Genomic DNA, 14029 nt, shown 5'->3' with positions numbered 1-14029 from the left:
GCGATCCGCTCATCAGCCAGCCAGCGGGAAATTTCCTCAGGCAAAGGATTGGGTAAGGAGGGAGCGCGATCCAGCCGCCAGTAACTCACCTCACACGGCTGGCGACCGCTGATATGGCGCCGCCCGCGATAGTGCATGCCCACTTTTGCCATCACCCGGCCGGAGGCTAAATTGTCTGGCATATGGCGAGCCGTCAGCGCAGGCAGTTGCAGTTGGTCAAAGGCGAACCCCTTGACCAAACCAGCAGCCCGGGTCGCCAGACCGCGATTTTGCCAGGGCACGCCCACCCACCAGGCGAGCTCGCCATTCCAGTGCAGGGAGATCACCCCAAGCAACGCCGCACCTGGCTCCTCTGGCAAGGTGATGGCCCAGCTCCAGCCAAGGCCAAGCGCCGCCTTGCGCCAGCTGAGCGCCAGCCAGTCGCGGGCCCCCTCCGGCGGATAGGGGTGAGGAATATTGAGGGTGTAGCGCGCCAGCGCCTCGTCGCTGCAATAGCGCACTATCTCACGCTCATCGGCAGCCTGCAGTGGTCGCAATACGACACCTGATAGCGAATGCCCCTCAGCCAGGGTCGGCACCGTCACGCGGCGCGCCAGCAGGCGATTGAGCACGGCGCCCAAATCGGCCTCGGGGGTGAGCGGCAGATCGGCCCCCACAGGGCCAAGGGTGAGCAGTCCCTGCTCCCTGGCGAGGGTCAATAGGGAGGTAGAGGCACTGATCAGGATCTGGCGGCTGGGATCAACATGAAAATCCGCCAGCAGATCCCCATCGAGCCAGGCAGCCAGCAGGGCTCCCGGGCAGAGCACCCCGTCTGGAGGGCTGCTCGCCCAGGGAGCATCGGTTTGATCGAGGGCAGCGGCCGCCTCTTTGCCCAGTAGCAGCTGCCAGCGATGACCTTGCTGCTGCCAGACCTGCAACAGTGCAGCCCACTGCGGTTGCCACAGACTGGCCTCGATCAGCAGTTCCATCAGCTGGCCTGACAGGCCGCTGGCAGCGTCAGGTGACGGGGATGGGCTTCGATACGGGCGATCCAGCTACGGATAGCGGGCCACCCCTGCAGGGAGAAGATCCCCTCCTCTGCCACATGGGTGTAGGCATAAAGGGCGATATCGGCGATGGTCGGCGCATCACCGCACAGGTAGGGGCTCTGTTTCAGCTGCTGCTCCATTACCGCCAGCGCCTTCTCGCCACCGGCTTTCAGCCCGTCGAGCCGCGCCTCCTGCGACTCGGGTCGGCCGAGATAGTGAACGATAAAGCGGGCCACCGCGATGTAGGGCTCATGGCTGTACTGCTCAAAGAACATCCATTTGAGCACCTCGGCCTGCTGGCGCGGATCGGTTGGCCACAAAGACGAGCCCTGCGCCAGATAGAAGAGGATGGCATTGGACTCCGCCAGCGTATCGCCCTGGCCAATCTCCAGCACCGGGATCTTGCCGTTGGGGTTCATGGCCAGAAATGCGGGGGTACGGGTATCCCCCGCCTGAATATCGACCTCTACCCACTCAAGGGGCAGCTTCAGCCAGCGGGCCAGCAGCCACACCTTGTAACAGTTGCCGGAACGCAGATCACCATACAGACGCATACACACTCCTTGTGAAAACAGAATTGAACAGCGCGCTCAGGGTGCCAGACGCTCGATATGCCAGCCATCCCCGTCGCGGGTGTAGTAGAAGCGGTCGTGCAGCCGGTGCTCGCCCCCCTGCCAGAACTCCACCGTCTCGATCACCACCCGGAATCCGCCCCAGAAGCTCGGCAGCGGCACTTCGCCATTGGCAAACTTCTGCTTGAGCTCGAGGAACTTGGCCTCCAGCACGCCGCGGGCCGAGATGCGGGTCGACTGCTTGGAGACCCAGGCAGCGATCTGGCTATCCTTGGGGCGGCTGTGGAAATACTTCATCACCTCGAAGGTGCTCATCTTCTCCACCCGGCCAGTCACATGAACCTGTCTGTCCAGCGTGTGCCAGGGGAAGAGCAGGCTGATACGGGGATTGCCTTCCAGCTGCTGCGCCTTACGGCTGCCCATGTTGGTGTAAAAGACCATCCCCTGGGCGTCGTAGTGCTTGAGCAGCACGGTGCGCTGCCAGGGCTGACCATCGGCATCCACCGTCGCCACCACCATGGCGGTGGGATCGGTCAGTTTGGCCTCACAAGCCTGCGCCAACCACTTCTCGAACAGCGCCAGCGGCTCGGCCGGCAGATCGGCCCGGTGCAGCCCGCCACGGGTATACTCACGGCGCAGATCAGCAACATCCATCATCTTGATTTTCCTTCAAATAAATAATGGTTCCACGACCATCAAGAGAGTGACGCAGGCATTGTGCGCTCGATAAAGCGACCTTGTAAACCATACAAAAAAAGCGAAGAGGCTCACGCCTCTTCGCTTGGTTTATCAATTTACCAAAGATGGGTAATCTCACCCTTGGGTTATCTTGGTTTAGTAGCTCATGATCTCACGACGACGCAGTAGCGCAGCGATACCAAGGCCCAGCAGCGCGAACAGACCGGTCGAACCGCCGCCACCGCCGCCGCCATTGCTTTCAGGCTGGGGAGCCGGTGTATCGCTGCTCTTGGTCGCCAGTTTTGGCGTAATGGCATAGAAGATATTGTCGCTACAGGCCAGCTTGAGGCGAACAGCGCTGCCAGCATTGGCCGGAATGGTTACCTCATGAGCGCCATTGTTGCTCACGCCATTGACCAGCGGCTGCCAGCTCTTGCCTTCATCGTTGCTATAACTGATATCGACCCGCTGGCAGTTGATACGGCCACCATCGGTTCCAGCTACTTGCCAGTTCACTGTGGTCGGGCTGCCAACCAGAATACGCTGGTCAGGGGCTGGCAATATCTTGAAGGTTTGTGAACCTGTATCAACCACTTCGACCGAGGTCTCATCATAGGCACCACCGCCTTTTCCATCACGGACCACCAAACGGAAATTCAGAGTACGCGGTACATTGACCCATGGATCGCCCTTCTCTTCATCTTTTATTAGCTCAGGCTGTTGCAACATAAATCGTTCATATCCCCTTAGCTGAGTAGCCAAAGAAGGAAAGTGACGTTCAGGAGACGTTGCAGGCGCTACAAAACGATATAAGGGTCCATCGTTCAATTTCCCATAGTAAATATCAGATGCACTCTCTGTCGCTCGACCAAGATCAACCTGTTCCCAGGTAAAAGTCATTCCATCTTCACCAGAACCAATCCCTGTGAGTGAAAATGCAGTTCTAACAGGAATAACTTTTGATTGCGATGCTGGTGAGATATTCACATCAATATCTTGCTTGATCATAGGCTCAACAACGCCACAATTATCTGGCCGGCTGACTAGCACAGCAAGCATCTGCTCAATGGACTTGCTATGAAAATAACCCGTCGTTTTAGATTGCAGATTTTGTGACCCCATGCCAACTCTGCCCGGATAACCCATGATGGTCGCACCGCTACCAACCTCCCAAGCGGAATTAGCTACACGTCCGCCTTGGTCGACATTAAAGATATGCTCTGCACCGAGCTGATGACCCACTTCATGCGCAAAGGTATCGACAAACATCGCATCGATCTCTGCGATTCCCGCTCCCGAGCTGCCATTACCGGCTCCACTCATTGCATTAGATCGCAAGTTTCGACCAGGGGACTTATTCCCGAAATAATCCAGATTTGGAGCTGCGCACAGCGTCCCCCATGCCAAGCCAGAATAATTGGTCGTCATCAGCACGTGGCCAATATCAAACTCACCTAACTTTTTCGCAGGATCGGCTTCTCTTTGAGCCAACAGTTGAACAAGCTCATTGCGATGTGCATCATCACGGTCTATTGTAGGCGTGGTAAATGTGCGGTCTTTATTAGTTCCATTAAAAAAAAGATCTGTGTCCGGATCGTCAAAAATAATATTATCATTACCATCAGCCAAGATAAACTTTATACCGAGATCACGCTCATATATCTCATTGACTCGAGCCAGCAATGTTACAATAGATGACAACGCACCTATTTTATCATGAAATGAGGTGGTATACTCTCCAGTGGTAGATATCGCAATCCGATATGTTTTTATTCCAGGAAAGTTATATTTTTGTGCTGCTTGCTTAGTTGCACTATCTAACAATGAGCGCTTTTTTTCACTTTCATGCTCACTTGTATTATTCTGCATCAGCTCTTCATGATGCCCATTTTTTCGCGGCTTTACATTTTTTTTGTAATAAACGGAATAAAGACCGCTACGTTGAACATCAATAAACACCTGCTCCCCTTGGTGCATAAACATGCCATTAAAACCACGTGGGGAAATATCAAAACTGCCGGTATTATTTTCATTGCCCACTTCATGGCCTTTAAAGGTCATGATATCCGGATACTTGGCGGCCAATGCAGGTGGCAACACCGACGAGGGCTGCACTTCAAATTGCACCATTCCACCATTTGGTAATGGCAAAGTAATCAGCGTATCGCCAGCACGCAGATTTTGAATAAACTCTTCATCGACCTTAAAGCTGGTATAGGCACTAGTTGTGACTGTATCAGCCGCCTGCCTATTGTGTGCTTCGACCATATGCCATGGGGATGCCAGCGCGATATTGGCTGACATTGCGATGACAACTGAGATTGCATTTATTGTGAACTTCATCATTATTAATCACCTGACTGAACAGCCGGCGAGAATAACGTGACACAAATCACAATTCAACTTTTTCAATAAAAATTAAATGAATTTTATTTCATTTAAAATCATAAAGTTAGTGAGTTATAGTTTATAAACAGCTCATTTTGTTAGCATTTTCAGCAGTTCTTTTTCATAGAGTTAAAACTCCAAAAAAAGTATATGGGGGCTCATATGTGAGTCATCGAATCATTCCCATGAGGCTATCACTATGTTTGGAATATTAGAGTTATAACTCCAATCATGCCGATTTACACGCCGTTGTTGAACAGCCACTACGGCCTTGAAATCGCCTCCGGCATGCACCTTTCCAGCATCTGTCGGTTATATCGGGTGGCATAGTCAATCCGCTGCTCAAACTCCGACTCCTTACCCATCTCAATCACATCACCGAACCCTTTCAGATAACGGACTCCGCACCGGGTTCTCGCTTCTGCTTGCAATGACTCCACAACCCCCGGGGCCATACCACCGCGCCCGCCGCGCACTATAAGCCGATAATCCTGAGCAGCAAGACTCTCATCTATTGCCTCGGTCAGTGATGCGGCCACAAAAGGCGCTGCGCAGATATATAGAAACAGCAAACTGACGGCTAACCGTAATACCTGCGCCATCCGGCTGCCCCTCCCATCAGGAGGATCACGATAAGATTCACTGCACCACCACCACCGCCGCCACCCGCATTGTTGTCGGTAATGACAGTTGCACTTTCCGTAGTGGCAGACGCATTACCTCTTATCCCATTGATAGAGAAAAAAATATTATTGCTGCATGCCAGCTTCAGCCTGGCCGTGCTGGTCAACGGTGCAGGCAACACCACACTGGCCGAACCGTTATTGGCAAGCCCGCTTGCCAGCGTAGTCCAGGTAGAGCCGCCATTCTGTGTCAGTGCCAAATCCACGCTGGGACAATTGATAGGAGGCTGATCGGTCCCGGCAACATTCCATGTCACTAGCTGAGTGCTACCCGCCACCATGGCGCCGATCTGCGGAGCTGTGATGGCAAATGCAGCGCCGGTATTGATCACCTGAACCACCATTTCATCACTGCTCACCGCCCCCTGACCATCACGTACGGTAAGGCGGAACTGGAGATTGCGATTGGTCGCAGGCCACGCCTCTCCTTTGGCCAAGACACCCGATATCAGAGAGCTCATGGCGGGCAATGTTCTGCGGGGATCCGATGTCGGTGAAACAAAGCGAAACAGCGGGCGGGTTCCATCATCCACCATGGTTGCCACGCTGTAGGATGCATTGCCAAGATCAACCTGCTCCCAGGTGTAACTGAGGGGATGACCATCCAGATCCAGCGCACTACCGACAAGAGTGAAAGGCGTATTGGCGGGGATCACCCTATCGCCCCCCGCATCCACAACCGGTGCGTTATTGGCAAGCGCAAGGTCGGTGCCGCAGGAGGGCAGAGAGGCCATCAGAGCCCGCATCTGCTCGATCGACTTGCTGTGAAAAAAAGGTGTGCTGTTAACCTGCAGATTCTCCTCACCACAGATCCCGGCATAGGCCATGATGGTCGAGCCACTGCCCGGTTCCCAGGCTGAGCTAGCCTTGCGACCCGTGGCACAACTGTCGGCCATGCCATTGAAGGAGTGCTCGGCCCCCAGCTGGTGCCCCAATTCGTGAGCCACATAATCAATAAAAAATGCATCACCGATAGGCTGTGAGCCTCCGGTCATGCCCCGTGAACGGCTGAAAGGGTTGCATAAAGATCTCAGGGTCGCCACCCCGCCGCCTGATGTCGCCAGCAGATGGCCCAGATCAAAAGAAGGATTGAGCAACACCCCCTGTTGGGTCTGGTTGATGGCGATATCCTGAGTCGAGTTGGTGAAAGGATCCGTCGCAGGATCGGTGAAAATCACATTATCCGTATCAGCTGCAAGCTGAAACTCGGCCCCCACATCACGGCGATAGACTTCATTGACCCGATTAAGCAGTGTTGCAATGGCCGAGAGTGCTGCAACCTTGGTACCACCGTGATACTGGGTATATTCCCCGGTTGCCGAGATGGCGATAGTGTAGCGCTTGCGCAAATTGCCATCGACCAGCACAGCTCGCTCACGCTCGATACCATGAGGATCAATCACCTGATCCACATCCTGTCGCCGCCAGGCATCTTGCTGTTCATAAACGGCATAAGAGAAACCGTCCTGAAGCGGATCGACATAAAAGGTACGCCCCTGATGGGTAAACATACCGTGAAAACCATGTATGGTGACATCAAATCGGCCTGTATCCGCCGCCCGATCGATAGCCTTCCCACTGTAAGTATTGATAGAAGGGTAGCGCTGGGCCAAAGGCTCCGGGAGCAAGGCATTCGGATGAACATCAAACTGCACCGTAGTGCCATCCGGCAATGGCAAGGTCAATACACTGGCGAGATGCCCGGGTTCAAAAGGCTTGTCAGGAACCACCACTCTGACCTTTTCAGCTCGCACATCATAGATCCCTCCCCTTTCCAAGTTTTCATCCATGAAGGTCCACTGTGGTTCTGCTGCAACCTGAACAGACAAACTGGTGATAATCACCGCAATGCCATGCTTCATAGAGCCTCCTTGCCCTACCTTGGTGACAACAAGTATGGTGCAGCGTCAATTGACGATCTGCGTGACAGACAGAAAAGAAAATTCGCACAAAACTTCTGTCACGCTGAAAAATCGTGCTACCCCCGCGCTCCCCATCTCAGGCAATACAGACTGGCCCCATTCAACAACGGAAAAAGTGAAGGCGCCATTGGCGCCTTCACGGATAGATAGGGGGATGAATATCCCCTCCATTTGGATTGGTTCGTTGGTGTATTACTGCTTGCCAGCGCCCGATGCTATTGGGCAATGAATCACCATACGCTGGTTATACTCGCTGGCGTAAGCGCTCAACTTGGCATGTATCTCTTGCTGACCGGGCCTTATAACATCGCCCAATCCATCCAGATAACGCTTGCCACAGCGCGCCTTGGCCTCTGCCTGCTGCTCTGCTGCAATACCGGGGGCGAACTCTCCCCGCCCGGCTATCACTATCAGGCGGTAATCCTGCCTGGCGAGGTTTGCACTCAGCTCCTGTTCCAGCGTGCTGGCATCGGCCTGACAACCGCCGAGCATGACAAGCAGCAACAGAGGGACTCCCTTCATGTACGCCTCCGTTGCCAGCCGAGCAGTGCCAGAGCCAGCGTCCACAATCCGAGCGCACCGCCACCACCACCGCCACCTGAAGTCGAGCCACCTTGCACCAGAGGCAATTTGAGGGGACTGATGGCAAAGAAGATATTGTCGCTGCATGCCACTTTCAGCCTGACGCTGCTGGTGAGATCGGCAGGCAACGTTACCGTTGCTGCGCCGTTATTGGGTTGTCCGGCGGCGAGCATTGTCCAGCTTGCGCCCTCATCCTGGGTCACCGAGATGTCCACCTTGCTGCAACTGATCGGCGCCACAGTTGTGCCCGCCACATCCCATGCTATGGCCTGACTGGCCCCCGGAGTGAGAGTCACCCCGTAAAACGGGTTGGTGATGCGAAATGCCGCACCGGTATTGATCACTTGCACTTTCATGTCATCACTGGCAACGCCACCCTGACCATCACGCACCGTCAGTCTGAAATTGAGATCCCGGTTGGTAGTCGGCCAGGCCTCTCCTTTGGCAAGCGTGCCGGAGAGCAGGGATGGCAAACTCGGCATGATCCGCTCCGACGATGCCGTGGGAGAGACAAAACGAAACAGCGGCCGGGAGCCATCGTCAATCATGGTGGCGGCACTGCTCGATTCAGTGCCCAGATCGATCTGCTCCCAGTTGTAGAGCAGAGAGTCATTATCCAGATCTCCACCCGCCCCTTTTAGCATAAAGGCCGTATTGGCAGGGATCACATAGTCCCCCCCTGCAGCTGCCTGCGGGGCATTATTGCTCAACGCGAGTGTGGTTCCACAAGTCGATACGGTCGCCATGTGCGCACGCATCTGCTCGATGGACTTGCTATGAAAATAGGGGTCGCTGTGAGTCTGAATATTCTCATCACCACAAATACCGGCATAGGCCATGATGGAGCTGCCACTACCAGGCTCATAGGCTTGACTCGCAACCCGGGTACCAGCACCGCAACTCCCGGTAGTGCCGTTGAAGGTATGATCGGCACCAAACTGGTGGCCAATTTCATGAGCCACATAGTCAACGAAGAAGGCATCTCCCACCGGTGTGGGTGAACCCGACATCCCACCAGACTTCTGATTGGTGCAGAGCACTGCCAATCCGGCCAGACCGCCGCCATTGGTATTCAGGACATGGCCGATATCAAAATTACCGAGCTGCATATTGGTAAAGTAATAAGCCTGTACCCCGATATTGGTCTGCGCATCCGAATTATCATTGGCAAACAAGTCGCTGGCCGGATCGGTAAAGATCAGGTTGTCATTGCCACTGGCCAGCACGAATTCGGCGCCCACATCCCGTTGATAGACCTGATTGACGCGGTTGAGCAAGGTCGCAATCGCCGCCATGGTAAGCGCTTTGGAGCCACCGTGGTATTGGGTAAACTCTCCTGTCGCCGAAATGGCAATGACGTAGCGCTTGCGAACATTGCCATCCACTTGCACCTTGCGCACCAGTTTGCTGAGCTTGGGCCCTATCACCTCATCTGCAGCCTCTTCCAATCGACTATGGGCATCCTGCTGGTAATAGACGGCGTAGCCTTCGGCATTGCGCAGCGGATCGACAAACACCATCCTGCCCTGATGGCTGAACATGGCGTGGAAACCTTGCGGCCCCAGATCGAAGCGTCCTGTCTCTATCGGATTCGCCGGATTGTGACCCTTGAAGGTGCGGATCTGCGGATACTTGGCGGCGAGATCTGCAGGCAGCAAGTCGTAGGCTTCCAGAGCAAAGGTGACCTCCCCCCCATCGGGCAACGGCAGGGTCAGCTCACTCGCCCCGGCTTGCAGCCCGGCAAAATAGTCGAGCGGCACCTTGGCCACCCGAAACTGATTGGCCCGCACCTCATAACCTTGCTCCGCAGTCGCTCTGGCGGCTACCGTACTCCACTCGCTGGCCATCAGGCTGGTTGACCCCAACAAACTGGCCACCAACAAGGCCAACGAACACTTACTGGTCACATGCATCTTTGTCATCCTTGTAGTCATGCACTTTTTTGAACCATTACCGGCATCATTATCCCGCCGAATCAAAAAGCCCGGCGCTACTGTTTCAGCCACTCACCCATGGGGAGTGTTGCGCCAACCCCGTCTAACCCCTATCATTGCGCGGATTTGTCAATTTTAGAACTGCTCCTCTTCACAAAGGTGCGGTTCATCTTTATCTGGCCAAGGTTAATCTCATGCTCAAATCCCCACTGTTGCCCCGTTTCGGGGATCTGGTCGTTGCCATTGTTGACGATGTGCTCGGTCAGGGTCTTACCCTCGACCGCGCTTATGCCCGTCACTTCTCCGGCATCGAACTCAAACCGCAAGAACAGGCAAGGATTGCCTTGGTCACCGGCGACCTGCTGCGCCGTCTCAGCCTCTATTGCTTCCTCACCGGCATTCAGGTGCGTCAGGCCGAAAAGAATGTCTGGCCGCTGCTGCACAGCTGGCACGCCTTCCACAAAATTGCCCAGCCCAACCACCCGACCCTGGATCGCTTCAATGAAGAGGCATTCCGCCGCCGTCTGACCGAGGCGAAGAAGAACCCGGTATTGATGGATGGTTGCCCGAGCTGGTTGGAGAAACTGGGTAGCGAGCAGCTGGGTGAAGCCTGGCCTGCCGAGCGTGCCGCCCTGGCCTGGATGCCCAAGCGTTACCTTCGGGTCAACACCCTCAAGTGCACCCGTGATGAGCTGCAGGCCATGCTGGCCAAAGAGCAGGTCACCACCATTCCGGTTGAAGGTGTGGAGACAGCCCTGCAGGTCACCTCCGACGCCGCCCTGTTCCGTACCAAGGCCTTTGCCGATGGTTGCTTCGAACAGCAGGACGCTGGCTCCCAGCTGGTTGCTGCTGCGCTGGAAGTTGCCCCAGGCATGCGCGTTATCGACGCCTGCGCCGGTGCCGGTGGCAAGACCCTGCATATCGCCGCCATGATGCAGGGCAAAGGCCGCCTGCTGGCGATGGATGTGGAAGAGTGGAAGCTGGAGAACCTCAAGCAACGCGCCCGTCGCGCCGGTGCCCACAACGTGGAGACCCGGGTCATCACCAGCAGCAAGACCGTCAAGCGCCTCAAAGAGAGCGCCGACCGCGTACTGCTTGACGTGCCCTGTTCCGGTCTTGGCGTCCTCAAGCGCAATCCGGATGCCAAGTGGCGTGATACCGCCGAGCGTCTGCCGGTGCTGGTCGCGCTGCAAGAAGAGATCCTGCAGCGTTACAGCCAGATGGTGAAGGTCGGCGGCCTGCTGGTCTATGCAACCTGCTCCATCCTGCCCGAGGAGAACCGCCAGCAGGTAGACAAGTTCCTCGCCGCCAACGAAAACTTCCGTCTGCGTGACGATCACACCGTGAGCCCGTCCGAGACCGGCTTCGACGGCTTCTACATGGCTCGTATCGAACGGATCGCCTGATCTGCCAGATGACCAGATAGAAAAAGCGGCTGCCTATGGCAGCCGCTCTGTTTTGGCTTGCTGACACACTCCCGATGGGGTTACAGCGCAGCAATCGCCTCAATCTCGATCTTCACATCCTTCGGCAAGCGGGCCACTTCCACGCAAGAGCGCGCCGGATACATGGCATCGTGCTTGGTGAAAAAGTCGTTGTAGACCCGGTTGACCGCAGCAAAGTCGTTCAGATCCGAGACAAACACCGTGGTCTTGATGATGTTGCGCACCTGGCCGCCTGCTGCCTCGACAATCGCCTGTACGTTTTGCAGGGAGCGCAGGGTCTGCGCTTCGATCCCCTCCGCAACGTCGCCGCTCACCGGGTCCAGCGGGATCTGACCGGAGGTGTAGAGGATGTTGCCAATCCGGGTGGCCTGCACATAGGGGCCGATGGCGCTCGGCGCCGCCTTGGTAGTGATAACCTGTCGCATCTGTTACTTCCTCGTGCTGACAAACAAAAAGTAGGCCCGGAGCAAGCCTGCTCACCCCGGGCATGAGAGTTACATCATGTTGGTGAAGGTTCTGGAGATGACGTCCTGCTGCTGCTCGCGGGTCAGGGCGTTGAAGCGCACCGCATAGCCGGAGACCCGGATGGTCAGGCTGGGGTACTTGTCCGGATTATCGATGGCATCCAGCAGCATCTCGCGGTTCATCACGTTGACGTTGAGGTGCTGACCCCCTTCCACATCCCGCTCATGATGGAAGTAGCCATCCATCAGCCCCACCAGATTGTTCTCGCGATTGGCCGGCTCCTTGCCGAGCGCTCCCGGCACAATGGAGAAGGTGTAGGAGATCCCGTCCTTGGCATATTTGAACGGCAGCTTGGCCACCGAGGCGAGCGAAGCGACCGCCCCCTTGCGATCCCGACCATGCATCGGGTTGGCCCCCGGGGCAAACGGGGCTCCGGCGCGGCGGCCATCCGGGGTGTTGCCGGTCTTCTGGCCATAGACCACGTTGGAGGTGATGGTCAGGATCGACTGGGTCGGTACCGCATTGCGGTAGGTCGGCAACGTCTGGATCTTCTTCATGAAGCGCTCGACCAGATCGCAGGCAATGGAGTCGGCCCGCTCGTCGTTGTTGCCGTACTGGGGATACGCCCCCTCAATCACAAAATCGACCGCCAGCCCGTCAGCATCGCGCACCGGCTTGACCCGGGCGTACTTGATGGCCGCCAGCGAATCGACCGCCACCGACAGACCGGCAATGCCGCAAGCCATGGTGCGATAGACGTTGCGATCGTGCAGCGCCATCAGCGAGGCCTCATAGCTGTACTTGTCGTGCATGTAGTGGATCAGGTTCAACGCGCTGATGTACTGCACCGCCAGCCAATCCATAAAGCTGTCGAGGCTGGCCATGACGGTGTCGTAATCCAGCACCTCGTCCATGATGGGCGCCACTTTCGGGCCGACCTGGATCTTCAGCTTCTCGTCCACCCCACCGTTGATGCAGTAGAGCAGGGTCTTGGCCAGGTTGGCGCGGGCACCGAAGAACTGCATCTGCTTGCCGATCACCATGGGACTCACGCAGCAGGCGATGGCGTAATCATCGCTCTCGAAATCGGTGCGCATCAGGTCATCGTTTTCATACTGCAGGGATGAGGTATCGATGGAGACGCGAGCCGCATAGGTCTTGAAGGCCCGCGGCAGCCCTTCCGCCCAGAGGATGGTGAGGTTGGGCTCAGGCGCTGGCCCCATGGTCTTGAGGGTGTGGAGGTAGCGGAAGGAGTTCTTGGTCACCAGGGTGCGACCATCCAGCCCCATGCCACCAATCACCTCGGTGGCCCAAATGGGGTCGCCGGAGAAGAGGGAGTCAAACTCGGGGGTACGCAGGAAACGTACCATGCGGATCTTCATGATGAAGTGATCAACCAGCTCCTGGGCATCCTGCTCGCTGATAAGCCCCGCCTTAAGATCCCGCTCGATATAGATGTCGAGGAAAGTGGCAGTACGACCGAGGGACATGGCCCCGCCATTTTGCGACTTCACCGCCGCCAGATAGGCAAAGTAGAGCCACTGCACCGCCTGCTGCGCCGTGCGTGCTGGCCCTGAGATATCGAAGCCGTAGTTGGCCGCCATCTGCTTGATCTGCACCAGTGCCCGCTTGTGCTCGGCCAGCTCCTCGCGCTGGCGGATCACCTGCTCCAACTGTTCTCCCCGCTCAAGAGCCGGTTGCAGATCGGCAAACTGCAGCTCCCGCTCACGGATTAGATAATCTATGCCATAGAGCGCGACCCGACGATAATCTCCGATAATGCGACCACGACCGTAACCATCCGGCAAACCGGTCAAAATTCCCGATTTTCGGCAGCGCAACATCTCGGGAGAGTAGACGTCGAACACTCCCTGGTTATGGGTTTTGCGCAATTCGCTGAAGGTATATTCAAATTTGGGGTCCATCTCCCGGCCATATGCTTCAAAAGAGCTGCGGATCATATTTACACCGCCAAACGGGTGCAGTGCTCTTTTAAGGGGCTTGTCGGTTTGCAGGCCAACAATCTTTTCCAGCCCCTGCTCGATATAGCCCGGCCCGTGGGCGGTGATGGTCGTGGCAATATTGGTATCAAAATCGACCGGCGCGTGGGTGGCATTCTCGATGCGGATCCCCTCCATCACCTTGTTCCATAAAGTGGTGGTCGCTTCGGTCGCATCCGCTAAAAACTGTTCGTCACCTTCATAGGGGGTGTAGTTCTGCTGGATAAAATCACGGACGTTGATCTCGTGCTTCCAGTTTTCACCGGCAAACCCTTGCCATGCCAAGCGGAATTTATCCTGATCCAATTGCATATCAACTTTCATCAAATAAA

9 protein-coding genes and 1 pseudogene are annotated in these 14029 nt (G+C 56.0%); 1 reads left to right on the top strand and 9 read right to left on the bottom strand.

Annotation, left to right across the window (positions count from 1 at the left end; genetic code table 11):
• Positions 1–143 precede the first annotated feature (143 nt).
• The 7 genes and pseudogenes from ACB035_RS00665 to ACB035_RS00635 form a co-directional block, all read right to left on the bottom strand.
• Positions 144–968 (bottom strand): annotated as a pseudogene (locus ACB035_RS00665) (GNAT family N-acetyltransferase); the annotation flags it as partial.
• Positions 968–1582 carry a glutathione S-transferase family protein gene (locus tag ACB035_RS00660; RefSeq protein WP_236562116.1) on the bottom strand — a complete coding sequence of 205 codons (615 nt, stop codon included), beginning with the start codon at positions 1580–1582 and terminating at the stop codon, positions 968–970. The gene ACB035_RS00660 and the pseudogene ACB035_RS00665, both read right to left, overlap by 1 nt.
• Before the next feature lie 36 nt (positions 1583–1618).
• Entirely contained in the window at positions 1619–2257 is a 639-nt protein-coding gene (gene pdxH / locus ACB035_RS00655; protein WP_019444749.1) for a pyridoxamine 5'-phosphate oxidase, read from the bottom strand.
• Positions 2258–2434: 177 nt separating this feature from the next.
• Positions 2435–4624: a reprolysin-like metallopeptidase gene (locus ACB035_RS00650; protein WP_371166423.1), complete on the bottom strand. Its 2190-nt coding sequence runs from the start codon at positions 4622–4624 to the stop codon at positions 2435–2437.
• 622 nt (positions 4625–5246) lie between these two features.
• Positions 5247–7211 (bottom strand): reprolysin-like metallopeptidase, encoded by a 1965-nt coding sequence (locus ACB035_RS00645; protein ID WP_159157330.1) that lies wholly within the window; start codon positions 7209–7211, stop codon positions 5247–5249.
• 252 nt (positions 7212–7463) lie between these two features.
• Positions 7464–7793 (bottom strand): hypothetical protein, encoded by a 330-nt coding sequence (locus tag ACB035_RS00640; protein WP_120415664.1) that lies wholly within the window; start codon positions 7791–7793, stop codon positions 7464–7466.
• Complete coding sequence (locus ACB035_RS00635) at positions 7790–9766, bottom strand: reprolysin-like metallopeptidase (RefSeq protein ID WP_021229900.1); 1977 nt, start codon at positions 9764–9766, stop codon at positions 7790–7792. The genes ACB035_RS00640 and ACB035_RS00635 overlap by 4 nt, the downstream gene beginning before the upstream one ends.
• A 215-nt stretch (positions 9767–9981) precedes the next feature.
• Here ACB035_RS00635 and ACB035_RS00630 point away from each other — a divergent pair, with 215 nt between their 5' ends.
• A complete protein-coding gene (locus ACB035_RS00630; protein WP_047434271.1) occupies positions 9982–11193 on the top strand; it encodes an RsmB/NOP family class I SAM-dependent RNA methyltransferase in 1212 nt (403 codons plus the stop codon).
• 80 nt (positions 11194–11273) lie between these two features.
• Here ACB035_RS00630 and ACB035_RS00625 read toward each other — a convergent pair whose 3' ends face one another.
• Both ACB035_RS00625 and pflB read right to left on the bottom strand, forming a co-directional pair.
• Positions 11274–11657 (bottom strand): RidA family protein, encoded by a 384-nt coding sequence (locus ACB035_RS00625; protein ID WP_371166422.1) that lies wholly within the window; start codon positions 11655–11657, stop codon positions 11274–11276.
• 69 nt (positions 11658–11726) lie between these two features.
• Positions 11727–14021 carry a formate C-acetyltransferase gene (gene pflB / locus ACB035_RS00620; protein ID WP_371166421.1) on the bottom strand — a complete coding sequence of 765 codons (2295 nt, stop codon included), beginning with the start codon at positions 14019–14021 and terminating at the stop codon, positions 11727–11729.
• Positions 14022–14029 lie beyond the last annotated feature (8 nt).

This window comes from Aeromonas sp. S12(2024) (assembly GCF_041402305.1).
Lineage (GTDB): Bacteria > Pseudomonadota > Gammaproteobacteria > Enterobacterales > Aeromonadaceae > Aeromonas > Aeromonas veronii.
This window is presented reverse-complemented; position numbering and strand designations above follow the sequence as displayed.

What these genes read in the sequence shown, in the direction of transcription:
- ACB035_RS00660 (WP_236562116.1), bottom strand. Translation starts at nt 1,582, where the DNA reads ATGCGTCTGTATGGTGATCTGCGTTCCGGCAACTGTTACAAGGTGTGG.
- pdxH (WP_019444749.1), bottom strand. Translation starts at nt 2,257, where the DNA reads ATGATGGATGTTGCTGATCTGCGCCGTGAGTATACCCGTGGCGGGCTG.
- ACB035_RS00650 (WP_371166423.1), bottom strand. Translation starts at nt 4,624, where the DNA reads ATGATGAAGTTCACAATAAATGCAATCTCAGTTGTCATCGCAATGTCA.
- ACB035_RS00645 (WP_159157330.1), bottom strand. Translation starts at nt 7,211, where the DNA reads ATGAAGCATGGCATTGCGGTGATTATCACCAGTTTGTCTGTTCAGGTT.
- ACB035_RS00640 (WP_120415664.1), bottom strand. Translation starts at nt 7,793, where the DNA reads ATGAAGGGAGTCCCTCTGTTGCTGCTTGTCATGCTCGGCGGTTGTCAG.
- ACB035_RS00635 (WP_021229900.1), bottom strand. Translation starts at nt 9,766, where the DNA reads ATGCATGTGACCAGTAAGTGTTCGTTGGCCTTGTTGGTGGCCAGTTTG.
- ACB035_RS00630 (WP_047434271.1), top strand. Translation starts at nt 9,982, where the DNA reads ATGCTCAAATCCCCACTGTTGCCCCGTTTCGGGGATCTGGTCGTTGCC.
- ACB035_RS00625 (WP_371166422.1), bottom strand. Translation starts at nt 11,657, where the DNA reads ATGCGACAGGTTATCACTACCAAGGCGGCGCCGAGCGCCATCGGCCCC.
- pflB (WP_371166421.1), bottom strand. Translation starts at nt 14,021, where the DNA reads ATGAAAGTTGATATGCAATTGGATCAGGATAAATTCCGCTTGGCATGG.